The 25987-nt window shown below is 65.9% G+C and carries 22 protein-coding genes; 7 read left to right on the top strand and 15 right to left on the bottom strand.

The window, feature by feature from the left end; genetic code table 11:
* Positions 1-749 precede the first annotated feature (749 nt).
* On the top strand, positions 750-2582 hold the full coding sequence (locus QZX79_RS08895; protein WP_294567670.1) for a glycoside hydrolase family 15 protein: 1833 nt from the start codon (positions 750-752) through the stop codon (positions 2580-2582).
* A 466-nt stretch (positions 2583-3048) separates the two neighbouring features.
* On the opposite strand, the gene QZX79_RS08900 is transcribed toward QZX79_RS08895, so the two are convergent.
* The 3 genes from QZX79_RS08900 to QZX79_RS08910 all read right to left on the bottom strand — a co-directional run bounded on the left by QZX79_RS08900 (position 3049) and on the right by QZX79_RS08910 (position 5001).
* Entirely contained in the window at positions 3049-3453 is a 405-nt protein-coding gene (locus QZX79_RS08900) for a multidrug efflux SMR transporter (RefSeq protein ID WP_294567671.1), read from the bottom strand.
* 84 nt (positions 3454-3537) lie between these two features.
* Positions 3538-3858 carry a multidrug efflux SMR transporter gene (locus tag QZX79_RS08905; RefSeq protein WP_294567674.1) on the bottom strand — a complete coding sequence of 107 codons (321 nt, stop codon included), beginning with the start codon at positions 3856-3858 and terminating at the stop codon, positions 3538-3540.
* 762 nt (positions 3859-4620) lie between these two features.
* A complete protein-coding gene (locus QZX79_RS08910; protein WP_294567676.1) occupies positions 4621-5001 on the bottom strand; it encodes a hypothetical protein in 381 nt (126 codons plus the stop codon).
* Positions 5002-5644: 643 nt separating this feature from the next.
* Here QZX79_RS08910 and QZX79_RS08915 point away from each other — a divergent pair.
* The gene (locus QZX79_RS08915) at positions 5645-6292 is read left to right on the top strand and encodes a winged helix-turn-helix domain-containing protein (protein ID WP_294567678.1); all 648 of its coding nucleotides are present in this window, start codon (positions 5645-5647) and stop codon (positions 6290-6292) included.
* Between the two features lie 168 nt (positions 6293-6460).
* On the opposite strand, the gene trxA is transcribed toward QZX79_RS08915, so the two are convergent.
* The 5 genes from trxA to QZX79_RS08940 all read right to left on the bottom strand — a co-directional run bounded on the left by trxA (position 6461) and on the right by QZX79_RS08940 (position 11302).
* On the bottom strand, positions 6461-6787 hold the full coding sequence (gene trxA, locus QZX79_RS08920) for a thioredoxin (protein WP_120165928.1): 327 nt from the start codon (positions 6785-6787) through the stop codon (positions 6461-6463).
* 19 nt (positions 6788-6806) lie between these two features.
* Entirely contained in the window at positions 6807-7853 is a 1047-nt protein-coding gene (trxB, locus tag QZX79_RS08925) for a thioredoxin-disulfide reductase (protein WP_294567680.1), read from the bottom strand.
* Between the two features lie 418 nt (positions 7854-8271).
* Positions 8272-9861, bottom strand: a complete 1590-nt coding sequence (locus QZX79_RS08930; RefSeq protein ID WP_294567681.1) for an MFS transporter — start codon at positions 9859-9861, stop codon at positions 8272-8274.
* Positions 9862-10058: 197 nt separating this feature from the next.
* Positions 10059-10715, bottom strand: coding sequence for a DNA-3-methyladenine glycosylase (locus tag QZX79_RS08935; RefSeq protein ID WP_294567682.1), 657 nt, complete (start codon positions 10713-10715; stop codon positions 10059-10061).
* Positions 10712-11302, bottom strand: coding sequence for an ABATE domain-containing protein (locus tag QZX79_RS08940; RefSeq protein ID WP_294567683.1), 591 nt, complete (start codon positions 11300-11302; stop codon positions 10712-10714). Before QZX79_RS08940 ends, QZX79_RS08935 begins: the two co-directional genes overlap by 4 nt.
* Before the next feature lie 114 nt (positions 11303-11416).
* Here QZX79_RS08940 and QZX79_RS08945 point away from each other — a divergent pair, with 114 nt between their 5' ends.
* Positions 11417-11953: a carboxymuconolactone decarboxylase family protein gene (locus tag QZX79_RS08945; RefSeq protein ID WP_294567684.1), complete on the top strand. Its 537-nt coding sequence runs from the start codon at positions 11417-11419 to the stop codon at positions 11951-11953.
* A gap of 694 nt (positions 11954-12647) precedes the next feature.
* Here the strand turns inward: QZX79_RS08945 and QZX79_RS08950 are convergent.
* Together QZX79_RS08950 and QZX79_RS08955 are read right to left on the bottom strand one after the other, a co-directional pair.
* Positions 12648-13514, bottom strand: a complete 867-nt coding sequence (locus QZX79_RS08950; protein ID WP_294567685.1) for a pyridoxamine 5'-phosphate oxidase family protein — start codon at positions 13512-13514, stop codon at positions 12648-12650.
* Positions 13515-13711: 197 nt separating this feature from the next.
* Positions 13712-14587, bottom strand: a complete 876-nt coding sequence (locus QZX79_RS08955; protein WP_294567686.1) for an alpha/beta fold hydrolase — start codon at positions 14585-14587, stop codon at positions 13712-13714.
* 99 nt (positions 14588-14686) lie between these two features.
* Between QZX79_RS08955 and QZX79_RS08960 the strand changes: the two genes are divergently transcribed.
* A complete protein-coding gene (locus QZX79_RS08960; protein ID WP_294567687.1) occupies positions 14687-15196 on the top strand; it encodes a CGNR zinc finger domain-containing protein in 510 nt (169 codons plus the stop codon).
* A gap of 351 nt (positions 15197-15547) precedes the next feature.
* Here QZX79_RS08960 and QZX79_RS08965 read toward each other — a convergent pair whose 3' ends face one another.
* Positions 15548-16186 carry a DM13 domain-containing protein gene (locus tag QZX79_RS08965; protein WP_294567688.1) on the bottom strand — a complete coding sequence of 213 codons (639 nt, stop codon included), beginning with the start codon at positions 16184-16186 and terminating at the stop codon, positions 15548-15550.
* Positions 16187-16660: 474 nt separating this feature from the next.
* Here QZX79_RS08965 and QZX79_RS08970 point away from each other — a divergent pair, with 474 nt between their 5' ends.
* Positions 16661-17764, top strand: a complete 1104-nt coding sequence (locus QZX79_RS08970) for an NADH:flavin oxidoreductase (RefSeq protein WP_294567689.1) — start codon at positions 16661-16663, stop codon at positions 17762-17764.
* 362 nt (positions 17765-18126) lie between these two features.
* Here QZX79_RS08970 and QZX79_RS08975 read toward each other — a convergent pair whose 3' ends face one another.
* Together QZX79_RS08975 and QZX79_RS08980 are read right to left on the bottom strand one after the other, a co-directional pair.
* The gene (locus QZX79_RS08975; RefSeq protein WP_294567690.1) at positions 18127-18840 is read right to left on the bottom strand and encodes a GntR family transcriptional regulator; all 714 of its coding nucleotides are present in this window, start codon (positions 18838-18840) and stop codon (positions 18127-18129) included.
* A gap of 83 nt (positions 18841-18923) precedes the next feature.
* Positions 18924-20147, bottom strand: a complete 1224-nt coding sequence (locus QZX79_RS08980) for a Xaa-Pro peptidase family protein (protein WP_294567691.1) — start codon at positions 20145-20147, stop codon at positions 18924-18926.
* An 83-nt stretch (positions 20148-20230) separates the two neighbouring features.
* On the opposite strand from QZX79_RS08980, the gene QZX79_RS08985 reads away from it, so the two are divergent.
* The gene (locus QZX79_RS08985) at positions 20231-21412 is read left to right on the top strand and encodes an epoxide hydrolase family protein (protein ID WP_294567692.1); all 1182 of its coding nucleotides are present in this window, start codon (positions 20231-20233) and stop codon (positions 21410-21412) included.
* Between the two features lie 492 nt (positions 21413-21904).
* Here QZX79_RS08985 and QZX79_RS08990 read toward each other — a convergent pair whose 3' ends face one another.
* Together QZX79_RS08990 and QZX79_RS08995 are read right to left on the bottom strand one after the other, a co-directional pair.
* Entirely contained in the window at positions 21905-23356 is a 1452-nt protein-coding gene (locus tag QZX79_RS08990) for an amidase (protein ID WP_294567693.1), read from the bottom strand.
* Positions 23353-24789, bottom strand: a complete 1437-nt coding sequence (locus QZX79_RS08995) for an aldehyde dehydrogenase family protein (RefSeq protein WP_294567694.1) — start codon at positions 24787-24789, stop codon at positions 23353-23355. The genes QZX79_RS08990 and QZX79_RS08995 overlap by 4 nt, the downstream gene beginning before the upstream one ends.
* Before the next feature lie 204 nt (positions 24790-24993).
* Between QZX79_RS08995 and QZX79_RS09000 the strand changes: the two genes are divergently transcribed.
* On the top strand, positions 24994-25983 hold the full coding sequence (locus QZX79_RS09000) for a phosphotransferase (protein WP_294567695.1): 990 nt from the start codon (positions 24994-24996) through the stop codon (positions 25981-25983).
* The last annotated feature ends 4 nt before the right edge of the window (positions 25984-25987 follow it).

The following is a 25987-nucleotide window of genomic DNA, read 5'->3' on the forward strand; positions in this document are numbered from 1 at the left end:
CGGCGGGGCTCCGCCGGTGCGGGCAGTCCATCGATGGGGTTTTCCGGGAAGTGGCTGTTCCCGGGAAACGGATTAAAAGCCATAAAAGCACGGGCTGCTGTTCGGTGCCATGGACTTTGCTCCAGTCTTTAATGCCGGGAATGGAGGTTTGCCCATTCTTTCAGGAGCACCGAATTAACCCGCTACACTATGCGCCCGGCCAAAGGCGAAATCCCCGCAAAGGCCGCAGGCAGGTTTCCCTAACCGGATTCCAGGCCGGCCGACCTTGGCGCAGGTGTCGGAGGGCAGGTTCGTCAGAACCCAGATCCCATCCGGGGAAGAGCGCCGCGCTCATCGATGCATCCACCACAGCCGGAGCTTGGAGATGAGGCCGGGCCGGCGCGGGCCGCACGAAACGGCGAACCGTGTTCACACGGCCAGCGTGGATCCGGCCCGACGTCCGCCCGGGCCAGGCGTGCCATCGAAACGTCCCGTCGGCCACGGATGGCCGCCACGAACGGGCACTATCTCACCGCCAGATCCCTGGGGTATGCGCGGCCTTCGTCCGCGCATACCAAAACATTGTGCGGCGGGTAGGCGAGGTAAACGGATCGGGTGCAGACCATCAGCCCGGAAGAAGAGGCCGAGCTCACGGCCAGCCCCGGAGTTGTGGAGGCAACGACCAATTTCGCTGTGGAGATGCATGGAGCCCTATTAATTTGGTGGCCCGGGCAGGATCTAATTCGGCCTAATTGTGGTTGAGTTAAGCCATGCATTCTCCCATTGAGGATTACGCGCTGGTTTCCGACCTCCATACCGGGGCGCTGATTTCGCGCACGGGGAGTGTCGACTGGCTGTGCTTCCCCCGCTTTGATTCCCCCTCGGTCTTCGCCGCCCTGTTGGGCACCGAGGACCACGGGCGCTGGCTGCTGGCACCGGAGGCCGAAGACGCCGAGGTGATTGAGCGCAGCTACATCGATTCGACCTTCGCCCTGCAGACGCTGTGGCGCACCTCCACCGGTGAGGCCCTGGTGACGGATTTCATGCCGGTGGAGGACCGGAGGGCCTCCCTGGTGCGGCGGGTCGAGGGAATCAGCGGGACCGTCGCGATGCGTGAGGAAATCCAGATCCGGTTCGGGTACGGCGAAATCCTTCCATGGGTCAGCAAAGCCCGTGATAACGACGGCCTGATGCTGCTGGCCATGGCCGGTCCGGACGCGCTGATGCACCGTGGCAATATCCTCCACGCGAACGACCGCCAACACGAAGGCACGCTCACCGTCACCGCCGGGGTGGTGCGCGACATCGAGCTCGCCTGGTATCCCTCGCATCGGAAGCCCCCGAAGCTAATTGAAGCCGGTCTCTGCCTCCAGAGCACCATCGCCTACTGGCAGGATTGGGCGTCAAACTACGAGCCGCAGGGTGAGTACGACGACATGGTCAAGCGGTCCCTGCTGGTGCTGCGGGCCCTGACGCATGAGGACACCGGCGGCATCGTCGCGGCGCCCACCACCTCGCTGCCCGAGCACTTCGGTGGAGAGCGTAACTGGGACTACCGCTTCTGCTGGCTGCGCGACGCGGTCCTGACCCTTGAGGCGATGATGACCCACGGCTACCAGGATGAAGCCTTCGAATGGCGGAACTGGTTGCTCCGCGCGGTGGCCGGGGACGCTGAGGATTTCCAGATCATGTACGGCCTCGCCGGAGAGCGGTCCCTCCCCGAGACCATCCTTTCCCACCTGCCCGGTTACCGGGACTCGCTGCCGGTGCGCATCGGCAATGGCGCGGTGCGACAGTACCAGGCCGACGTCGTGGGCGAGGTCATGGTGGCCCTTGAGAAGCTGCGGTGCCTTGGCGTGACCGAGGACCACTTTTCGTGGCCGCTGCAGCGCGCGCTTCTCGGCGCCGCCGAGAACCACCTCCACGATAAGGACAACGGTATCTGGGAGATGCGCGGGGACCTCAAGCACTTCACACACTCAAGGGTGATGATGTGGGCGGCGTTTGACTGCGCAGTGCGTGCCATCGAAAACCACGGGCTCGATGGGCCCCTGGAGCGGTGGGTGGCGCTGCGGGACGAACTGCACGCCGAGGTGATGGAGCACGGCTACAACGAGGAGCTCAACTCCTTCACGCAGGCGTATGGCGAGACCCAGCTGGATGCTGCGCTGCTGCAGCTGCCCCAGGTCGGGTTCCTCAGTTACGACGATCCGCGGATACTGGGAACCGTGGCCGCACTCGAGGAGCAGTTACTGACCAAGCAGGGGCTGCTGCTGCGCTACCGCACCGACGAGTCCGACGACGGGCTTGAGCCGGGCGAGCATCCGTTCCTTGCCTGCTCCTTCTGGCTCGTAGGACAGTACGCCCGCAGCGGCAGGATCGACGATGCCCGGTCCCTCATGGATCAGCTGGTCGGCTACGCCAACGAGCTCGGCCTGCTCTCCGAGGAGTACGACGCGGAGGCCCGCACCATGGTCGGAAACTACCCGCAGGCGTTCTCGCACCTTGCGTTGGTGCGGGCTGCCGACGCAATTCACTACGCCGGCGGCATGCGATCCTCGTCGCTCGCGGCGGTCGGAATGACGGCTTTAGAACGACCTTGATACAGCTCTCCTGCTTCTCCTGAAAGTTCGAGCGGTCGGCCAGCGTCTCATCCATCGACCCCGCAAGGCTCATGAGGTCGGCGATGATGGGCCGCGGGTCCGACGTTTCCTTGCCCAAGTGCAGCAGCTCCGCGGCCCAGCGGCAGTTCCGCTGCTCGGCCCGCGAACTGTCCCGAACCAAACACGAAGATCCCTCGTCGGGCGCTACAAGGCATCAACCAGATGCGCGATATACAGAACTCCAGGTTGTTCAATTGATCGGTGAGGGCGGCCAACTCTGCTGAATGACGCGCGGCCCCTCAGCCGCCACCCAATGGCTGGGGCTGAAGGGCCGAGCGTTACTGATCTGCCACCCGATGTCCGAGCGGGGTGGTAGCCGACCAGTTGAAGACATACCCCTCACTCACATTGTTCGTGAGGCTCGGGATGGGATACAGACCAGAGTTTCCTGCCGGACTGACGGGCCTTACGGTGCAGTGACGGTTTCGGGTGCGGGGGTGTTCTTCTTGCGGTCGGATTGCTGGAGTCCGATGACGCCGCCGATGATGAGGATGAAGGCGGCGATTTTGGGCAGGGTGAGGGATTCGCTGAAGACGATGGCTCCGAGCAGGACGGTGCCGACGGAGCCGATGCCGGTCCAGATGGTGTAGCCGACGCCGACGTCCAGGGATTTCAGGGCCTGGGTGAGGAAGTAGATGCTGGCGGCGACCGCGACGATGGCGATGATCGAGGGCCACAGGACGGTGAAGCCTTCGGTGGCTCCGGTGGCCAGGGCGAAGACGATCTCGAAGGCGGCCGCGAGCAGCAGCAGCACCCAGGCCTTGGCGCGGGACTGGGCCGGCGGGGCGGCCGGGGCGGGCAGGGCTGTCATGGGGGTGTCCTTTTGTTTCGGGGCGGAGCTGTTCGGCGGCGGAGCGGTTCGGCGGCGGAGCGGTTGCCGGTGCTGCTGGTTGGCTCAGTGGCCGGAGACCGCCTTGAGGCCGATGACTCCGACGATGACCGCCAGGATCGAGGCGACCTTGCCGAGGTTGAGTTTTTCCTTGAAGAGGAACACTCCGAAGATCACGGTGCCCACGGCGCCGATCGCGGTCCAGATGGCGTAGCCGACTCCGACGTCAAGGACCTGCAGGGACAGGGAGAGGAAGTAGATGGCCACCGCGGCCGCGGCGAAGGTCAGCACCGAGAACCACCGGTGGGTGAAGCCCTTGGAGGCGTTGGCGGACAGGGCGAAGACGATTTCGAATACCGATGCGATGCCTAGGAATACCCAATGCATGGGAACCCTCTCTGGGATGCTGGGATGCTGGGATGCTGGGATGCTGGGATGCTCGGGCCGGCCCGGCGGGGGGTGCCGGGTGTGAGGGTGGGGCCCCCGGAGGCGGGGCCGGGGATTCGGTGGCCGCCGTGCAGGGTGTCAGCAGGTGCGCGGCGGCGCAGGATGCGCCGGCGGTGAGCGGTCCTGCTCCCGGGGTGGGCCGGTGGTGTCCTGCCTGCCCGTACCGGCGGGGCTCCGCCGGTGCGGGCAGTCCATCGATGGGGTTTTCCGGGAAGTGGCTGTTCCCGGGAAAGTGATTAAAAGCCATAAAAGCACGGGCTGCTGTTCGGTGCCATGGACTTTGCTCCAGTCTTTAATGCCGGGAATGGAGGTTTGCCCATTCTTTCAGGAGCACCGAATTAACCCGCTACACTATGCGCCCGGCCAAAGGCGAAATCCCCGCAAAGGCCGCAGGCAGGTTTCCCTAACCGGATTCCAGGCCGGCCGAACCTGGTCATCGGGAAGGCCTCGTGGTCCGCTGGAGTTGCGGTGAAGCGCTTCGAAATGCGGCCTCTGTTTCGGGTTCCGGCGGGCGTTGAGGATCGTGCATGATTGTTCAGAATTCGATGGTCCGGCTGGACCTCGTCGGCAAAAGCGCTGCGGGATGACTGCCGGTCAGGTCCATGGCCGACCCCTGGCGGTCCTTCCGTATAGGTGTCCTTGCCCTTTCGTGGAGATATGAGCCGGTGCCCGCCGACCCGGTAGACTCCACGGCCGGCCTGTTCAGTCCTGATGTTCGAGGACGGCTTGTGCCTGGCCGATCAGTGAGCGGATGTTCTCTTCCGAGCGCTCCCGGAGGACGGGATTGGTGTCGGCAGCGACGAACCAACCGACCTTGTCGTAGGCATGCACCTCGACAATGGAAGCGGCGCCTGCCGCGTAGGCGCGGAGGGTCATGCCCGCTGGAACGCTCCTCCGGCTGATCCAGAGCATCGTCCCAAACATCCGTAGGAGCGCATTGGATCCGGTCTCCACAACGATGGTGGTTTTTCTGCGGCGCGGCCTGTATCCCGACGCCCTGAGTTGGCCCGCCAGTCGTGTGAGTACTTCCTCCACCGAATAACCCACGACGAATATTTCGCGTTTTTCGTAGATGGGATTCATTTTCACCTCCCTTCCAGCCACAGACCATTGCATTCCTGGCACGCGACGGGGTGCGCACAAAACTGTGCGCGGTGCGCCCAGTAATTGTGGCGTGGCCGGTCTGCATTGTCTTCTTAATCGTGGCGTTCAGCGTCATCCGGTCGTAATACTGCGGAGCCCCCGGGTGTTGGCTCGATGCATGAGCGGGAGTCGATTCCCGCTCCGGCGGGACCGGGAAGCAGGGAGAGCTGGAGGCGCTAGGAGGTCAGTTCAACAGGCGTGGACCGGGTCTTCGATACCTCGGCTGTCACCTGCCCGCGGGGGTTCATTGCCATAACAATCACCGGCGTCCCTTCGTGGAGAGAAACGTCCGCGCGCACTCTGTGGGTCCCAAGGCCGGCGTGGCTGGGCTGGAACCGGAGCTCCCGGCGGCGGTACCTCGTTTCTTTCCGCTGAGCCCCTCGGCTCCAAGCCGATGGCGGGGCACTCCTCAAGCTTGTTGTAAGACAGTAGGTTTGGGCCATGTCCACATTTCCGTCCGCTTTTCGCACAGCCACCGGGCACTCCGGCTGTTCCCGCCATCCTTCCGGGCCGCTGGCGGCAGAGGCGCAACACGGTGTCGCGGCCTCCTGCAATCCCCTGCCGTGATACCGCCGCCGGGCTGATGAGCGAACCGTTCCCTGCTGTGTCCGGCGCAGTTCAAGGTACCGAAGCCGCGCGGGCCGGTGCCTCCGCGCGCGGGTTCGTAGTCTACGTCGCCCTCGACGAAGCGGCGGCCGCAGCGGCCGGAATGACACTGTCCGAACTGGCACATCGTGTCCGCGCCCATCTGAAGGGTCTTTCCCCCACGGCGCAGACCCACGTGACTATCGCCGTTGCACCGCCCGACGCGCCGGGTTCCGATATCGGTGTTTTACGGGCTGCCCCCGGTAATCCCGGAGCCGCGCGGCAGCCCCGGTCTGTGCCGGCACCGGCCCAGCCGTTAGGGCCTGCCGGCGTGCTCATCGACCTGCCGCGCCGGGAGGTGCGTCTCGACGGCGAGACCCTGGATCTGACCTTCAAGGAGTTCGAGATCCTGAAGTACCTCATCGACAATCGATCCCGGACCGTCGCCCGCGAGGAACTGCTCCGGGTTCTCTGGCGCGATGACGGCGGATGTCCGCACGAGCGCACCATCGACAGCCACATCACGCGACTGCGTGCGAAGCTTGAGCGCTATGCGGACAGCGTCCGGACCGTGCACGGTCACGGCTACCGGTTTCATCACCATCTGGAAGCGGTTGTCTGGACCGCGCCGGAGTATGACATTTGAATTCCGGCTGATCCGTTGTGTTTTTTCATCTCCCGGATTCCGGCGCAGGACCCGCGGTGGCGGCTGGCTGCAGCCCCCTGCCGCCGTGGAGGAAAGCTCTCGGCAAAGGGAAAGGCCGGCCGCCCCGGAGGGCGGCCGGCCTTGTGCGCCGCGTGGGGCTGCCGGGCCTTAGTTGATGAAGGCTGAGAATTCCTGCTCGAGAACCTGCTTGGGCTTGGCGCCGATGGACTTGGCTGCCACCTCGCCGTCCTTGAAGACGTATACGGCCGGGATCGAGGTGATTCCGTACTTCGCGGCGATGGCGGGGTTGTCGTCGACGTTCACCTTGACGACGTCGATCTTCTCGGAGTGCTCTCCGGCGATCGCATCGAGGATGGGCGAAAGCATGCGACAGGGGCCACACCACTCAGCCCAGAAATCAACGATTACCGGTTTCTGCGCCTGGAGGACGTCGGCCTCGAAGGTCGCTTCGCTTACATCTTTGGTAGTGCTCATTGGTATCTCCCTTGGTGGATTAGACGAAAGCCTGCTCGGACACGGCTTCGGCCGGGGGCGTGGGAACCGCCGCCGCGGTCTTCACGGCATCGCCCAGGTCGGCCAGGTAGTGCTCGACGTCAATGGCGGCTGCGGCTCCGGAGCCGGCTGCCGTGATCGCCTGACGGTAGGTGGGGTCAATGACATCACCGGCGGCGAAAACGCCGGGCAGGGAGGTCTTCGAGGTCCTGCCGACCACGGCGATGGTCCCCTCCGGCGTCAGGGTCAGCTGGTCCTTGACCAGCTCGATGCGCGGGTCGTTGCCGATGGCCACGAACACCCCGGTGACGTCCAGATCGCTGGTCGAGCCGTCGACGGTGCTCCTGAGCTGGATCCCGCTCACCTTGCTCTCGCCGCGGATGCCGGTGACTTCCGAGTTCCAGATAAACCGGATCTTCTCGTTGGACAGCGCGCGGTCCTGCATGATCTTCGAGGCCCGCAGGGTGTCCCGGCGGTGCACGACGGTCACGGAGCGGGCGAACTTGGTCAGGAAGAGTGCTTCCTCGAGGGCGGAGTCACCGCCGCCGATGACCGCGATGTCCTGGTTGCCGAAGAAGAAACCATCACACGTGGCACACCAGCTCACGCCGTGGCCGGAAAGACGCTTCTCATCCTCAAGGCCCAGCTCACGGTACGCCGAGCCGGTGGAGATGATCACAGCACGGGCCAGGAAGGTCTCTCCGGTGCCGATGGTCACCTTCTTGACCTCACCGGTCAGCCCGACGGAGACAACATCCTCAAAGAGGATGTCGGTGCCGAACCGCGCCGCCTGCTTCTCGAAGTTCTCCATCAGCTCGGGGCCGAGGATTCCCTCGGGAAACCCCGGGTAGTTCTCGACATCGGTGGTGTTCATCAGTTCACCACCGGCCTTGACGGAACTCGCGATCAGGAGCGGCTTCAGGTTCGCCCTTGCCGCGTACACGGCGGCGGTGTATCCCGACGGTCCGGATCCCACAATGATGACATCGTGGATTTTCTGCTCGCCTTCGGGGGTGCCGCCTGCTGCGGTCTGGGTTTCAGTTGTCACGTTTACGGTGAACCTTCCTGGATGCGCGGCGCGAAACTGCGCATGGATCTCCACGCACACCTAGCACAACCTCCCCTCGCCCGCCGCTTATTCCGGGGCGCAGCAAGAGTGGACCGGGTGCCCCTGCCGGAGTTCGTGGCCGATCCGCGGGCAAACGCCGGTCTCGGGCATACACAGCCCCTGGGGAACTGCCCCTGGACGGTCGGGCGCATGCGGATTGTTGCCGGGTTTCGGGCAGGGCCCTCGATGGTTCAGAACGGCGATCGGCAGGTGATGCTCGCCCTTATTGTGGGTGGCCTGGTTCGTTCGGCTGGGACCTTGGCGGGCCTGGTCACCCTGGAACGCTGCATCGTTCATGCTGCATCATCGACATGAGCCACGGGCGCCCCGCAGCCGTACCGTGCCGGGGCCTCCGACGTCAGGGGGCTCCCGTATTGCCGGCTGCCGATGCGTCGTGCCGCGGTCCCTGCGCCGCGGCACACACGCACGTCGGCGGGCCGTCCAGGGCGCAGTAGTGCAGGGCCGGCGTCTGAGTGGTCGACCCAGGCCGACCGGCCTGGGTCGGAGACGATGCAGCGGCCGGAGCGGCCGAGGTCGAGGGGGCGCGTGCCGGCTGGGGGCGGGGGTTGCGGATCGTTACCGCGGCGAGGACAGCGGCGGCGATGAGCGCGCCTGCCGAGATCATTGCCGCCATGCGGAATCCCTCGAGGAAGACCTGGGGGTCGGTGTAGGCGTTGCCCGTGAGCCCGCCGAGGACGGGCAGCACCGCGACGGCGAGCAGGCCTGCCGCCCGGGCCACGGTGTTGTTGATACCGGAGGCGAGTCCCGCCTGGGCATCGGGCACTGAGGACATTGCCGTGGAGGTCAGGGGCGCAACGAGCAGCGAAAGTCCGAGTCCGAGGACGATGATCGGGGGAAGGACGTTGATCCAGTAGGAGGCGCTCTCGTCGATCCCGAGCATCATCAGCACTGACACGGCACAGACTGCGGACCCTCCCGCCATCGGCAGGCGGGGTCCGATGCGGGTACTGAGCGCACCGGCCTGGGCCGACAGTAGAAGCACCACGACCGTGATGGGCAGCAGGGCAACCCCTGCGGCCAGCGGTGAGAATCCGGCGACGACCTGCAGGTGCACCACGAGGAGGAAGAAGATTCCTCCGAAGGCGCCATAGGCGAGGAGGGTGACGGCATTGGTGGCACTGAACTGGCGCCGTCGGAAGATTCCCAAGGGCAGCATGGGCTGGGCCATCCTGCTCTCCATGATAAAGAACGCCACAGCGCAGACGGTGCCCAATGCCGCGGCGATGAGGACGCGGGGGGCCAGGGGTCCCGCCGTGGGAATGTCGATCAATGCATAGGTCCAGCCGCCCAGCGCCCCGGCGCCCAGGAATCCGCCCAGAAAGTCGGGGGCGCCGCTGGCGGACGGGTCGCGGGTTTCCGGCAGGTGGCGCTGGGATATCAGCACGACGGCGGCGGCGATGGGCACGTTGATGAGGAAGATCCACCGCCAGGACACGCTTTCCACGAGCCAGCCGCCTAGGAAGGGACCGATTGCGGTTGCGACGCCGCCCATTCCGGACCACGCCCCGATGGCTCTGGCCCTGTCTTCTGCCGTGAAGGAGGCCTGGATCATTGCCAGGCTGCCCGGGGTCAGCAGTGCGCCGCCGATGCCTTGGAGCGCCCGCGCGGCAATCAGTGTTCCGGCGTTGGGTGCCAGCCCGCACAGCAGCGATGCCAGGGCGAACCAAACAACACCGATGACGAAGACGCGGCGGCGGCCGAACCGGTCGCCGAGCGATCCGCCCAGCATGATGAAGGCCGCGAGTGTGAGCGTGTAGGCGGTCACGGTCCACTGGAGCAGATCAAAGCCCGCGTTGAACTCCCCTCCGATGGCCGGCAGGGCGACGTTGACCACGGTCGCATCGATTCCTGCGAGGGCGGAGCCGAGGATGGCGGCCAGCAGGAGCCAACGCCCTGATGCCGACGCGTATCGGATGCCCTCGCTCATGATTCGTCTGCTTCCCGGCCGACCGATCCGGCCGCCAGGAGTCAGTGTTTCATCCGCCCGGTGAGCAGACAAGAAGGGTGACCGGGAACCGGTGAGCGTGACGCGCCGCCGGTGAGCGGATCGAGCCGGCTGCCGGGCCGGGGCGCTGCGGTCCGGGTTTCAGGGCGGGCTGGCGGCCGGCGTCCGCCGAATGGAGGCTAAGGCGCGGTGGAGGCGGGGTGGGCGAGTGATCGCCACAGCAGTGCCGAGGCGTAGGTCCGGTGCGGGGCCCATGCCGCACCTCGGTCCCGGACCTCGTCGATCGTCGGCATCCCGGGCAACTGCCACGCCTGTTCGATGGCACGGCGGATCCCGACATCGCCGGCGGGAAGGATGTCGGCGCGGTGCAGTTGATGGATGAGGAACATTTCAGCCGACCACGGGCCGATTCCTCGAACCGCGGTGAGGGCCGTGAAGGCCTGCCCGTCGCTGAGGCCGTCCATGTGTTCAATGTCGAGCCTGCCGTCCTCGGCCCGTGAGGCGAGGTCGTGCACGTATGCGGCCTTGGCCCGGGACAGACCGAAGCCGCGGAGCGTGTCCGGGTCGAGGGCGAGAACCGCCTGTGGGGTGGGAATCCCGCCGGCGGCGTTGGCGAGCCGGTCGTAGAGGATGAAGGCCACGGCAACGGAGATCTGCTGACCGAGGATGTGCAGGACCATGGCAGCGAAGTTGCTCCCCCCGGTCCTGCCGGCGTCGATCCACGCGAACGGATCTGAAGTGCCGTGGTCCCGCATCAGTCCCGCGAGGACCGGGTCGGCCGCGGCGAGGGCACCGTACGCGTCGGCGCGGCCGGCGGCAGCGGAATGTGCGCTCATGTTGCGCTCCCGTCGTGTTCCCGGCGGTAGTGGCGGGCCGCGCGGGAGCGGTTGCCGCAGGTAACGGAGCACCATTCACGGCGTGGGTGGTTCTTGACGAAGTACACCACGCACCCCGGCGCCATGCAGGCACGGATGTTCGATCCGTCCGCGGCGGTGAACAGAGCCACAGCCTGCGCGCTGACCGCGGCGAGGCCGTCCGCGACGGTGTTCCCGGCCGGCTCGCTCTCGGCGCGGAAGCCGTCCTTTCCAAGGGCCATGCGGTCGACCGGCGCCGGGGTGAGCGCCGCATTAATGGTTCCCACCGCGTCCGCGACGTCACCATCCGCGCCGCCTGCCGCCGCGCGGCTGTCGCCGCTCGCGTGCGCGGCAACCCGGCGGAGTGCGGTGCGGAGCGTCAGTGCCGAGGCCAGCTCCGCGGCGCTCACCCCCTCCGGGGTGAACCCGGTGGACCGGAACCAGTCATCGATGTCGGCCGGCTGCTGGAGCTCGTCGCGCACGGTGCCGTGGGCGGTCCAGATGGTGTTCATCAGCCGGACCGGCAAAGGCTCTGCAGAGAGCTTCCAGAAGCGGCCCGTCGTCGTCATGCCACTTAGTTTATCACGGTTGATAGGATTTGTAACCGTGAGAACTTCCTGATACAAAGGTTCCCACGGCAGCAAACGCTGCGACCCGTGAGAGCGGGGTGTGAAAGGAACACCATGACCGTGCTTACCCTCATCGACCCTGAGACCACCGACGCGCGTCGCGCCGAACTGCTGAGCACCGTCAAGAGCCGGATGGGTGCCGTCCCGAACACGACCAAGGCAATGGCAAACAGCCCGGCCCTGCTCGACACGTTCCTGGCGATGTCGCAGACCCTCAGCCGTGGTGTCATTGACGCCCCGACCCGGGAGCGGATCGGTATCGTCATTGCGCAGGGCAACACCTGCGATTACTGCCTTTCGGCGCACTCCTACGTCGGCGCGCACGTCGCTAAGCTTTCCGCCGAGGACATCGAGGCAGCCCGCCACGGCGAGAATGCGGATCCGCACATTGAGGCGATCCTGACCTACGCCTCCGCGCTGAATGACGGCCGCGGCACCGTCGATGAGGCCGTCGTCCGCGCCGTGCGCGCCGCCGGGGTCACCGACGAAGAGCTTGCGGAGATCGCAGGACATGTCGCCCTCAATGTTCTGACGAACTATTTCAACAAGGCGGCCGGGGTCGAAATCGATTTCCCCCTCGTCACCACCTGATCCGCCGTGACCAACACGTGAGACCGGCCCGGCCCCGTAACCAAAGGGGCCGGGCAGTCGGGTGCACCGTTGCTTCAGGGGCACCGGTGATGCCGCGCACGAAGGCCCCCGGGAATACTTCCCGGGGGCCTTCGTACGTCGTGGAGCGGCCGGCGGTGGAGGACGCGCCTCGGATGAATTCCGCCGGGGCTGCAGCGGCTGGCGGGCGTGGCGCCCGGAAGGGGTGGGAGGTGACCGCGACGTCTCGCGGGCGATCCGTGTGGCCGGCCCGAAAGGTGGCGGCCGGGGCGGGCGGCTCGAGGCAGAACCGTACGGCCCTGTGGCTGCCGGGAACCGGAGCGGCCGGGGGCGCATGTCCTTTGGTGAGTCGATGTGGATCCGGGGCCGGACACCGGTTCCGCGTCCGTGACCGCGGGACCGTTCCGCACCGGCCCCTGGTCCTGCTGCTGCGGCAGTGCGGCACCAGTACCGTCGGGCAGGCTGCGCCGACTGCGGTGACGCCCAATCTCCGGTTCCGCCCGGACCACCGTGGGTCCAGGGCACGTTCCTGCGGGCCCCTTGACCGGGTTGCGGGGCCTGCACCGGGAGCACCACCCTTATCGTTTTGGCACGCGCAGGTCATCATGGCCGGGGAGCACCGCCGCCTGCGGGAACCACCGGCGACAGGGGCTTCTGCGGTGTCGGCAGGTGGAGCTTAGGGTGCCTCAACAATGGTGTGGGGACTGAACCACACACCGCGTTCAGTGGAGTCCGGGACGCCGGGCTGCGGCGTGGGTGGCCAGTCGGGCTCGGCGGTTCCGGTCATCTGGAGTGTGGCTCCGGTGGAGAAATCGACGAACAGCAGTGCGGCGGCCGGGTCGACGGTGATGTTGCCGATGCTGTTGAACATGTTGTTGCCGGGGAAGTCGGGCCACCACAGCCGCTCCCCCTGGAGGTGGATGAACCCCGGAGGCCCGCCGCGGTGGGAGCTGTCGAGCCCGCGGGTCGGATGGGTGGTTCCGAGGAACATTGTCTGCGTACGCGTCACCCATGCCTGATGTGCGGGGGCGAGCAGCGGTCCTGGATATTCGGTGCGGGCCTCGGATCGGCGCCCGTCCGCGGCTGCGGGAGGGAAGATGTACTGCGGGCAGTTCCCGTAGGCCTGCTCGACGGCCACTTCCAGTCCGGACCGGCTGGTGGCGGAAAGGTATCCGTTCACGCGGATCCGGCGGCGGCGTGCGAGGTCGATGATGAGCACGCCGATCTCCTGTCCGGCGGGTATCTGCGCCAGCGGGTCGCCCGGTCGGGGTACCGCGCCGAGGTGGAGCGTATTTCCGGACGCATCGGCCCGAAGGAACCCGGGGTCTGCCAGCAGTGCCGAGGACCACAGGGAACCTCCCGGGTCCCGGCCCGTGAGGACCGCGAACCTCTGTCCGGCGAGAAACGCGGCCATGCCGCCGGAGATGCCGCCGGGTTCGAGCATCCCTTCCAGGCGGCGGGCAAGAGGCGCCACTCCGGCCCGGTGCTGCACGGCGAGTTCACCGGGATGGAAACCGGTGGAAGGCAGGGCTGCTGTGCGCATGGGACATATCCAATCTGACAGGTGACGGCTGGCGCGCGTTCGGCACCGCCCAGGGCTGGGGCGGCGCTCACTGACCGGTGGCGGAGGCGGGAGGGGCCGCTCCGCCCGCGTCGAATGGTTCTCACGTCGGCGGAGCGGATTTCAGCGGAAACGCTCCGGCACCCCTGAGGGCGCCGGCCCGGTGCCGGGTGGGGACGCTACCGGGAGGTGGTCTGCTTTTGCAGGAAGGTGCGGATCAGCGCTGCGACCTCGTCGGTTTCTGTTTCAAGGAGGAAATGGCCGCCGGGCAGCAGCCGGACCTCCGCTTCCGGCAGGTCATCACGGAAGGCCTTGGCACCGGCAGGGCCGAAGATTTCATCGCCTTCGCCCCAGACTGCCAGCAGAGGCACCTGCGAGGCCCGGAAGTACTCGTGGAGCTGTGGGTACATGGCGACGTTCGTTGCATAGTCGCGGAAGAGTTTCAGCTGGATGGCGTCGTTGCCCGGGCGGGAGATCAGGGCGTGGTCATGGGTCCAGGTCTCCGGGTCGACGAGGGTGGTGTCCTGCACGCCGGTGAGGTACTGCCATCGGATGGCCTCGACCGTGAGCGCGAAACGGACAGCATGCTCGGTGGTCTCGTTCTGCTCTGCCTGGTAGTCGGTCACGACGTCCCAGAAGCTCTTGACGAGTCCCGCTTCGTAGGCGTTGCCGTTCTGGCTGACGATGCCCGTGATTGCCTCAGGGTTCCGGACGGCGAGCCTCCAGCCGATGGGCGCCCCGTAGTCCTGGACATACATGGCGTACCGGCCCACCCCGAGATCGGCCAGGAGCGCTTCGGTCAGGTCCGCAAGCGCGTCGAAGGTGTAGTCGAACTCATTGACCGTCGGCGCGTCGGAGAAGCCGAAGCCGAGGTGGTCCGGGGCGATGAGGCGGAAGTCGTCCGCGAGCCGGGGAATGAGGTTGCGGAACATGAAGGAACTGGTGGGAAAGCCGTGCAGCAGCACCAGGGTGGGAGCGCTCGGGTTGCCGGCCTCGCGGTAAAAGAGCTTGTGGCCGTTGATGGTTCGGTAGCGGTAGTGGATGTTCGACGTCATGCTAACCCCTCTAAGATATTTATATGGTTAGGTTCGAGCATGACCGCATCATGCTAACCTGTCAAGTAGGTGTTGAGAGGTTAGATTGGGAGGATAGGAATGCATCACGTCACCCGGGAGGATGAAGACCATCTGCTCGAACTGCTGAACACGACGCCCGTGGTGCACGGGAAGGTGGTGGATGAGCTTGCCGATGAGGCTCAGGGGCGGGCCTGGCTTCTCCGCCGTAACGGCAGAGGCACGGCCGGGGAACTGAAACGCCTCATCGCAGCCCGCGACTCCCTTCAGCGGGTGGTGCGCGGAGAAACCGGCCCGGATGAACTGATGCAGGTTCTTCGCACGGCTGTGCTCGTTCCTGCTGCCGGGGAGGGAACGATTGTCTGGACGCTGGAGTCCGAACCGGAGGATCTGTTCGCGGCGCGAAGCGTGCTGGCCTGGGTCGGGTTGGAAAACAGCCGGCCGGGCCGGTTGCGCCCCTGCGCCAATGTGGAGTGCCGGTTGTTCCTCATCGACCGCAGCAACGGAAATCGCGCACAGTGGTGTTCCATGGCCGTCTGTGGCAACCGGATGAAGGCCCGCCGGCATTATGAGCGGTCCCAGACCAAATAGCGGCATGGACCCGGGCGCCCGGTCCTCTGGAGTCGTCTTCAGACCCGGTCCCCGCGTACGGGTCCGTCCAAAATCGTGCGGACCCGGCGCTGCCGGCCACGGTGGTCTTGTGGTCCCCGGTCCGCGGGACCCTCTCGTGCAAGGGATTCGCCGGCCCCGAAGGCCGCGGTCAGCGGGCAGCGGCGGATGGGCGTCGCCGCGGCCAGGTAAAGGCCGCGCCCGGACCCGGTGCCGGGCCGGCCAGCGTCCCGGTACTTTGTGGGGGCCTCCGCGGGCGATCGGCCGCTTCGGCGTGCGGCGGCCAGGTGGCAATCCCTGGTGCAGCAGCCTTTCATGCGGCCCGGGAACGGATTAGAACGGATTGAGCTGGGCTGCCCCGAAGGACACGCTGAACTGGACGCACCACAGGTCGACGGCTTTGTACCGGGTGAGGTCCAGATCGTCGGGGATGCTGTACAGCTGGTTGCCCTGATTGCCCTTCAGCATTCCGAGGTCCACATGCTCGGCCGATCCTGCGGTGTACCAGCCGTCCCTTCCCTCCACCACGTCGGCGGCGCTGAGCCAGACATGGACATCGGGACCGGTGGTGGTCTCGAGGTCCTCCAGCGCCAGCACCCTCGTCCCATCGGGTTGCTCGATGATCCGGGCGCTTCCGGTCGTTCGATGTTCGTGGCTGATGAAGCTGCCGCCGCTGAGCGCGACCGGTCCGGCGGGTGCGGGTGCCGGGAGATCCGTGGGCGTCGGTCCCGCCCCGGGCGCGGCCGGGGACACCGTGGGCTCCGCGGCGGGCGGTCCTGCCTCCGGTGTGGAGGGGGACGAAGTGGCAGGTGCCGCCGCGGCGGGCGGCGCGGCGTCGGGAATCTCATCGTCGACCCGGACGTCGACGAACAGGAGCCAGGGTTTGAACAGGAGCAGGGCCCCTGCGATTACCACCGCGGTGAGCAGCAGGGCTGCGGCGATGAATGTTCTGCGGCGCCGGGTCAGAGTCATAATCGCCTATTGGGTTGGACCCCATGTCGTGCGGGTTCTGTCGTGGTCAGCGGGCGGGAAGCGGGTGAACGGGGGGCCTGTCCGGCCGATCGTCCCTGCGGTGCTGGGTGACTCGGGATGTTCTGTCTACTTCGGAGGGTAGCACGCCACCACCGCGAGGTTTGGTGCTGAAGGTGGCAGAAATCCCCGTGGTGTCGGGCGTGCAAACGCTGCCGCCGCCTGCGGAATCTCGGATTGTCCGGGGCATCCAGGACGAGCCGTTTTTCTTGGAGGAACCCGTCCCGGTGTTCCTGCCGGGTGGACAGCGGCTTGGACGGTTCGCCTGCACGCAGTGCCCCGGCAGAGTGTTCCGCGGCTGGAACGCGGCCGGAGCAGGGGAATTTATGGGGTATCCGCGGGCCTTGATACTGGTAATGGCCTTGATATTGGGGCATTGACCACGCACATCGGCCCAGACTCGCAAGGATACCCGTCATGCCTCATTTCGATCCCCTGTGGACCCCCATCCGTATAGGTTCCACGGAGCTGCCCAACCGTGTTGCGTTGGCGCCCATGACCCGCGTCAGCGCCACGGAGCAGGGCCATGCCACCGAGCGTATGGCCTCCTACTACTTACGGTTTGCCCGGGGCGGCTTTGGGTTGTTGATCACCGAAGGCCTGTACACCGACACCGCCTATAGCCAGGGGTACCTCCTTCAGCCGGGTCTGGCCACGGCCGCACAGTCCCGCTCCTGGACGAAGGTTGTCGACGCCGTCCATTCCGAGGGCTCTCGCATCTTTGCTCAGCTGATGCACGCCGGCGCCCAGTCCCAGGGCAACCGGTTTATCGACACGACTGTCGGCCCTTCCGCGGTGGCTCCGCGAGGCGAGCAGCTGCGGTTTTACCGCGGCGAGGGGCCGTTTCAGGTACCGGAGATGATCACCAGCGCACAGATGGACCAGGCGCGCGAAGGGTTCGTGGCGGCCGCGCTGAACGCCAAAGCCGCCGGGTTCGACGGCGTGGAAATCCATGGCGCCAACGGGTACCTGCTGGATCAGTTCCTCACCGACTATCTGAATAACCGCACCGATCAGTACGGGGGCAGCCCGGCCAACCGGACGCGGTTCGCTGTCGAGATCAGCCGGGCTGTCCGCGAGGCGGTCGGGCCCGACATGACGGTCGGTATCCGTATCTCCCAGGGCAAGGTCAGTGACTCCGCGCATAAGTGGGCCGGTGGGGCCGAGGAAGCCAAATCCATCTTCACCGCTCTTGCCGCGACCGGGATCGACTATATCCACACCACGGAACTCCGTGCCGACGCACCCGCGTTCGGCGCGGAAGGCGCCTCGCTCGCGTCCCTGGCCAGGGAGCATTCGGGATTGGTTGTCATCGCCAACGGAAGCCTGGATGAACCGGAGGCAGCCGCCGCGCTCGTGGCTGCGGGGCAGGCGGACATCATTGCCCTTGGCAAGGCGGCACTGGCCACCCGCGACTGGCCTCGCCGGGCGCGCGCCAACGCCGGAATGGACGAGCTCGATGGCCGCGTCTTCTCGCCCATCGCCGATGTGAAGGACTGGGAGCTGGAAGTTCCTGCCTGATCAGCTTGGCCCGGCCGGACCGTGACGGCCACCGCAGGTATGTCCTGCCCGGTTGACGAAGCTGCGGGTGATCCTTGCCCGTCCCGTCCGGGCTGGCAGCCAGGTCCCGGCCCCGATCGCCGCGACCGATGGCGCCTTGCCGCCACGGCAGCAGGCGCCTGCCCCGGGCAGGTGCTGAACGGCAGCGGGCATCAAACGGAGCACACGGGCTCTCCGTGCAGCCTCCCTGTAGGCGCGGCTCCGGCCAGGGAATGCCGCCACCCCGGGGTCAGTGGGGCCGGAAGGAGCTCTAGCGGCGGACATTGTCCGTGCGGCCGCACCCTCCCGGACCGTTGCCGGGTGGGCATTGGGCTGTGGGCGGTTCAGATGACGGCGCCCTCTGCAGCGGCGTGGCTTCTGAGCAGGCGAAGTTCCGTTTCATCAATCATGCGTTCCAGTTCTTTCCGGCACGCGTCGAAGTCCCCTGCGGCGAGGTAGTCGTAGACCCGTTGATGCTCATCGAGCACCGACCGGTCCTCTTCGGCGTCCTGACGTGTCGAGACGAGGGTGGCAAGTCTGATGCCGGTCCACAGCTGGTCGTAGAGCCCCATGAGGCGCCCGCTTCCATGCAGGGACACCAGTGCCCGGTGGAAGAGAGCATCCGCCAGGGGTATCGCGGCCGGATCCTTTGACTCGACCGCTTCCGCCAGCCGCCCCAGAGCGCCTTCAAGCGCCGTCAGGGGAATGCTGCTTCCTCGTTGATATGCGTCCACGGCGCTCAATTCGAGGGCCTTTCGGGCCTTGGACATATCCTCGATGTCCTCTTTGGTCAGGACGGCCACGATGGCCCCCTTGTTACGGTTCCTTTGCACAATTCCTTCATGCGTCAGCAGCAGGAGGGTTTCCCTGACCGTATTTCGGGAGGTATCGAACGCGGCCGCGATCTGGGCTTCCTTCAGGGGGGTGTTGGGGGCCAGCTCGCCGGAGAGAATGAGCTCCCGCAGCTTGCCTGCTATCTGCTCTGCCGTACTCGGCCTGTCAATGGTCAAAATTGAGCCAAAGGGGCTTTCTGGTGTTCCCAAGGTTGTCACTTCCACCGGTCGCTGCTTTTCTGGAGGTATTGCAGCAGGGCACCCTGCCATTGTTCAACTGTAAACCAATGCAGCAGCCCTCCTGGAGATCACTGCCACGGCATGGCCGGGCTTGCGCCCGTGAGCAGTTCGTGCCCGTCCGCGGTGACGATAACGTTCTGCTCGAAGTTGGCTCCTCCGACATCCTCCCGCGATAGGAGCGTTTCCACCGAGATGACCATGCCGGGCTGAACAACGAGTGCGGAACCTTCCTGGAGGTAGTACCCCTCCAGGCCCAGACCGAGGCTGTGCCCGTATGCCGGGAAGTCGGCGTCCAGGCCCACGAGGCAACCGGATCCTTCCTCGGGGCGGACCGGAAAACCATGGGTCTGGCGCCAGTCGTCTCCGACCTGCCAGAGTTCGCCGTAGGTGATTCCGGGTCGTATCTCGGCAGTGATGTGCTCCACGAGTGTGACCGCACCCTCAAGAACCGCTGCCTGGTTCCGGGTCGGCCCTGTGCCCACGATCGTCGTGCGGGCCATGTCGACCCAGTACCCCTGGCTCATCGGCCCGTAGAAGTCGACGTGGAGGATGTCCCCCCGTTCGAGGGGCCGGTGGATATCCCATGAGGGAAGGCGGGCCCACTGAAAATGCTGTGAGTGGGGGCCCGAGGTGATGGAGGTGTCATAGGGGAATCCCCCTCGGCGGGCCGCGGCGCGCCATCCTTCGCCGGCCACCTCGCCTTCATTTCCGCCGACCCTGACGGCGGCAAGCATTTCAGTCATCGCCTCCGAGCCGATGGTCGCCGCTGCCCGCATCAGGTCCAGCTCCGCGCTGCTCTTGATCAGCCGAAGATCGGTGAGGATCTCATCGCAGGCAGTCAGATCGGGTGTGTAACCCAGGTGGTGCTCGAGCAGTCCGTAGCTGGAATGAAGGAAGCTTTCCCTTCCGATGAGCCCCAGCGGGCTGCCTTCGAGGCCCAGTTCCTTGAGCACTTCGGCCACGAGGGCCGGAATGTGCAGACCGACCCGGACGTCGCTGACGGTGGCGAGGTCCTGCCGGTAGTCATACGAGTCGACCACAAGCACCGGCTCCCCTGACACCGGCAGGACCAGCACACTGTGGCCGCGGGCGGCCCAGAGCGGCAGGTTGTCGGGCTGGGTGGGGAAGGCGGTCACGTGGTTGGCCAGGTACATGACGTCCCCATAGAAGTCGGCGGTTGCTCCGCCCCGGGACCAGACGACCAGGGCGTGGAATCCGCGCTCCGCCGCTGCGGCGCAGGCCCGGGCCCGCCTCTGTGCGAACTCGTCCGTTGGGATTGTTGGTGCGGCCACTGGGTACTCCTAGCGTCAAGCGGTTGTGATGTAGGCCACGCTAAAGTATATTGCTCAACAAATCAACAATCTAAGGAGTCAGGTTGCCGTTTCAGTCGATCCAGCCATTCACGATTTCGATTCCGGAGGACGAGGTGGCGGACCTCAACCTTCGGCTGCGCCGGACCCGGTGGCCAGACGAGCTGCCGGGGGTCGGATGGACGTTCGGTGTTGCGAAGTCCCGCCTGCAGGCGCTGGCGGAGTACTGGGCCGACGGGTTTGCCTGGCGTGATCAGGAGCGCCGGTTGAACCGGTTTCCCCAGTTCATGACCGAAATCGATGGCCAGCAGATTCACTTTGTGCACGTTCGGTCGGCCCGCCCGGACGCGGTGCCTCTGTTGCTCACCCATGGGTGGCCGAGCACTTTCGCTGACTTCAGCACGATGATTCCGCAACTCGTGGACCCCGGCGCGGAAGAGACGCAGGGGCCGGCATTTGATGTCGTCATTCCGTCGCTGCCAGGCTTTGGCTTTTCCGGCGTCACAACCGCCACGGGATGGAACGTGGACCGCATTGCACGGGCATGGGCGGAGCTGATGCAAGGACTCGGCTACGACCGGTACATCGTGCAGGGCGGAGACTACGGGTCTCTCGTGTCCCCCGCCATAGGGCGCCTGTTTCCGGACAACGTCATCGGCGTCCATGTCAATGCGATGATCAACGGCTCCATGGTTGATCCCTCCCGGCGGGAACCTCTCGATGGACTGTCCTCCGATGACGCCACGGCGATCGCGGACACTGCCCGGCAGTGGCAGAACCGTTACGGTTATGCTGCACTGCAGGCCACCAGGCCGCAGACGCTTGCCTACGCGCTCAATGATTCCCCGGTGGGCCTGCTGGCCTGGATCCTTGATCTGGAATGGGCCGTCGGCGATGACCTGGCCGAAGGTGAAACGACTGTCTCCGACGAGGACATCCTGACCGCCGCGTCGATCTACTGGTTCACCCAGACCGCGGGATCTTCGGCACGGCTGTACCGGGAAAACGGCGAGCTGCTCTCGGATCCGCCGCCTACGACCACTCCGACGGCTGTTGCGGTGTTCCCCGGGGACCGAACCGTGCGCAGTCTGGCCGAGCGTCACCATCACCGGATCGTTCGTTACACCGAGTTTCCCCGCGGGGGGCATTTCGCCGGGCTGCAGGCTCCGGACCTGCTCGTCGAGGACATTCGCGCCTTCTGCTCCCAACTGCAGGCAGCTGACCCTTCGTCGACCGTCAGCCGATAGCTCCCGGCATCTCCGGCATATCGTCATGAGCCGCGTTCGACGGGGAGGCGAGAGATTTCCTTTCCGCCCGGATGCCTGACCGTCGCGGGCCGGATTACGGAACAACGTTCCGGCTGGGCCAGCGCCCGGCCGGGGTAACCCCTCCGCGGCCGGCGGCGGGACCGGCCTGCCGGGAAACCCAGCTCGGAGGACCGCGCTCCGGGGCGCACCGCGCAGCAAAGCACTTTCGTCCTGCCGCCGGAATGCGGTGGCAGGGCGCAGAAGCAACCCGCGGCTCCTGCTGTTGGATCCGAGATCCGGTCGGTTCCGGGAGTGAACCGCTGGCCGTTCGCTGCCGGTCGATAATGCGAGCTGACCGGAAGGACGGCGTCACTGCACGCTGTTGTCGGCACACTCCCCCATCGCCCGCCCCCTTGTTGGCGCGTGTCAGGTCTGCGGCGCGCGATGTGCCGTGCCGGTGCCCCGCGGCACGTCGGCGGGCCGGGTGTGAGGCTAGGGCAGGGTACCGCCGGGCCGGCGGTGAGCCCACGGACGTGCCTCCTCCAGTTGACCTGCGAGCCGCAGGAGCAGTCCCTCATCTCCGGTCCTGCCCGTGAAGTGAACCCCGATCGGCAGACCGGCCTGGTTCCAGAAGAGGGGCACCGACATGGCAGGTTGCCCGGTCGCATTGGCCATCCAGGTGAAGGGGGCATAATTCGCGTCGATGTGAAGCAGCTGCAGTGGATCGGCTGCCGGCGCAGCCAATCCACCGATTTTCAAAGGGGGAGCAGCAAGGACGGGTGTCAGATGGGAGTCGAAGGTGGCGTAGAACGCTGCCAACGTCCTGGAATACCGTTGAACCTCCTGCACGGCGAGCAGATACTCCGAGGCGGTGAATTTCCGTCCCGTGTCGGCCAGCGCCCGGGTATAGGGTTCAAGGTCCCCCTCGGCCGGCCCCCTCTTAAGCGTGCGCTGCCAGGAATCAATCCCCCAGGCAGCACCAGCGGCATAGAGCACGAAGAATGCTTCCTCCATGGAGCTGGCATCGACAGGAAGGTTGGCTTCTTCCACGTGGTGACCGAGCTCTTCGCACAGTGCCGCTGCGTCGAGCGCCGCGGTGCGGCATTCGGCGGAGACTTCCACCCCGGTAGGGGCCTCGGTGGAGAAGGCGAGGCGTAGTGGCGCCGTGGGTTCGTCGAGGGCGGCGAGGAACCGTCCTGGGTGTCTGGGTGCCGGGTAGGGATCGCCCTGCATGGGCCCGGCGGTTGCATCAAGGCAAGCCGCGCTGTCGCGCACCGACCGGGTGATGACGTGTTCGGCCCATAGTCCGGAGGTGATGTCCCCGAAGTCGGGGCCGAGGGGGTTCCTGGCCCGCGTCGGCTTCAGACCGAAGAGCCCGCATGCCGAGGCAGGAATTCTGATGGAGCCGCCGGAGTCATTGGCGTGGGCGATCGGGACCACTCCGGCCGCCACGGCTGCGGCGGAGCCACCGCTGGAACCGCCGGTTGAGTGGCTGGGGTTCCAGGGGTTCCGGCACGGCCCGTAGCGCTGCGCCTCCGCCGTTGCGATCAGGGCGAATTCGCTGGCGACGGAGGTGGCCACGGGGACGAGTCCCGCCGCTTTGTACCGGATGACCAGTTCGCTGTCGTAGGGAGCGATGTAGTCGCCCAGGTATCTGGAACCGGAGGTGTGGGGCACCCCGGCGATCGTTGCAACGTGGTCCTTCACCATCATCGGGACCCCGAACAGCGGGCCGTGATCGGCGGCGGGATCCGCATGGTTCAGCTCACCGGCGGCTTTCCGCGCCTGGTCGTAGTTCGTATGGGCGATGAAGTTCAGGGTCGGGTTCTCCCGTTCCGCGCGTGCAATGGCATGATCCACCAGCTCTAGGGGGGTGATCTCCCCCGAGCGCACGAGGTCTCCGAGCGCCACGCCGTCGAGCCACTGCAGGTCGGCGGGCGTCACACCGGGTCCTTCAGCGTCAGGCAGACCAGCCGCTGGGACGTGAATTCCTCTACGGCGTAACGGATGCCTTCACGGCCCATGCCGCTGTCCTTGACACCGCCAAAGGGCATCTGGTCGATGCGCACGTGCGAGCCTTCGTTGACCATCACCGTGCCGGTGTCCAATCGCTGGGAGATGTACATGGCCGTGTCGAGTGATTCCGTGAAGAGTGCGGCCTGCAGTCCGAAGCGCGTATTGTTGGCCAGTTCCACGGCCTCCTCAATGGTGTCATAGCTGGTGACCGCGAGGATGGGGGAGAAGGCTTCATCGCGGGCGATGCGCATGCCCGGGTGGACGTTCCGCAGGATGGTCGGAGTGACCGTCGAGCCTTCCCTCGTGCCGCCGGTGATGCATTCAGCTCCCGCCCCTACGGTCTCTTTAATCAGCTGCACCGCACGCTCGGCGGACTCAAGGGAAAGCATGGGCCCTACATCGGTACGCTCATCCATGGGGTCGCCCACGATGAGGGCGCGGGTCTTTTCCTGGAGCAGCTCCAGGAACTCGTCATGAACGGCCGAGTGAACGAGTACGCGCTGGGCCGCGATACACATCTGACCGGCGTAGACGAACCCGCTTTTCGCGATGGCCGTTGCGGCGAGCTCGAGGTCTGCGTCCGCGTGGACAATGCTCGGTGAGTTGTTGCCCAGTTCAAGGATGGTTTTGCGCAACCCTACTCCCTGGCGGATGTGCTGGCCCACGCGGACCGATCCGGTGAACGAGTAGGCGGCGAACCGTTCGTCGGCGATGAGCTGGTCGCCCACCTCGGCTCCTCCGAGCACCAGGTTGAGCCATCCCGCCGGCAGGCCGGCTTCGCTCAGCGTCTCGACGAACTTCATCGCCGAGAGCGGGGTTTTCTCTGCCGGCTTGAGGACGACGGCGCATCCCGCGGCCAAAGCCGCCGGAGCTTTGTGCATCATTTGAACCAGCGGAGCATTGAAGCTGGAGATGGCGCACACCACGCCGATCGGGTGGGGCAGGGTGAACCCGACGCGCCGCTCCGAGCCGGGCGTCGCGGAAAAGGGAATCACCTCACCGGTCACCCTCTTGGCTTCCTCGGCGCAGAGCTGGACGGCGTGAACGGCTCGGGCCACTTCCGCCCGGGCATCCCGTAGCGGCTTGCCCGCCTCCAAAACGATCAACCGGGCGAACTCCTCCGCGTCGGCGGCAATCAGGGCGGAGGCACGTGAGAGGACCTGGTAGCGCTCGAAGGGCAGGAAGTCACCTGCGTCCATAACCCGCTGGGCGGCCCCGACCGCGTCCTGCACGTCGGAGGGGCCTGCATCGCAGACGGTCGCCACGATGGAGTCGTCCCATGGATTCCGGACGGCGCGGCTCGAGCGGCCCTTGGAGGTGCGCCAGCTCCCATCGATGAAAAGCCCACTTGATGCGTCCACGATAAGACTCCAGTCCTTGACAGCACGGTTGAGGATTGTTGAACAAGTGAACAATACAGGCTTCCCCGGAACGCGTCAAGGATTCCAGCCGGCCGCTGAGGAATTGAGACCCCATCATGGAAACTTGTAGAACTGTTCAACAAAAGGATTGCTATTCATCTGGAGACGGCCTACCGTTCAGGGATGAACGAGACAAAGTTTGGAGTGACGGGCACCACAGTCCCGGCTGTTGCGCCCCTGCCGTTTCTGCCCATGCAGCCCGAGGACGCGGTCCGGGTGCTCGAATCCGTTTTCGGCATAGAAGTCAGTGAGCCCCCGGCGCGTCTGGCCACGGAGCGGGATGACACCTTCAGGGTTTCCTCCCGGTCGGGGGACTTCGTCCTGAAGGTGGCACATCCCGACGATGACCGCAGCTCGATCGACCTGCAGACGGCCGCGCTGCGCCATGCCTCCGAAAAGGACCCGGAGCTGCCGCTGCAGCGCGTGGTGCCGACGGCGGCAGGGAACTGGTCGCCGGCTATCACGGGAAAGGACGGACAGCAGCGGGTCGCCCGGTTGCTGACCTTCCTGCCGGGTTCCATGCTGCGCACGAATAAGCCGACGCCTGGCCAACTCCGGCAGTGCGGGATCGTTGAAGCGCGTCTGGCACTGGCCCTGGCTGACTTCGACCATCCCGCCGACGGGCGCTACATGATGTTTGATCTACGCCACTTCAATGATCTGCGGGCGATCCACCCCCCGCAGAGCGGGCAGCTGATTGCCAGGGTGTTTGACTGGTTCGACGAGGTCCTCTCCCCCGTCGCGCATGAACTGCCGGTTCAGGTCCTCCACATGGATTTCGGTCTGGACAATGTTCTCGTCGACCCGGGCACTCCTGAGTATGTCTGTGGCGTCCTTGACTGGGGGGACGCGGTGCGTACCTGGCGGGCGGCGGACCTGGCCAGCGGGCTCGCCTCGCAGGCCGGGGTCGCCGGCCCCGCCTGGCAAAAACCTGCCCATATTATCGCGGGGTACATCAGCGTGAATCCTCTGACGCCGCTCGAGCATCGGATGCTCCCGGGCCTGGTTGCCATGCGCATCGCCCAGCGCATTTTGCTGGCGGAAAAGCTCAGCGCCTCGTTGACGAACAACACCGACTACCTACGCCGCAACCTTGAGCTGAGTTACCAGCAGCTCCGCAACCTCGATTTCTAGGAGC

This window comes from uncultured Arthrobacter sp., assembly GCF_902805515.1.
Classification (GTDB): Bacteria; Actinomycetota; Actinomycetes; order Actinomycetales; family Micrococcaceae; genus Arthrobacter_D.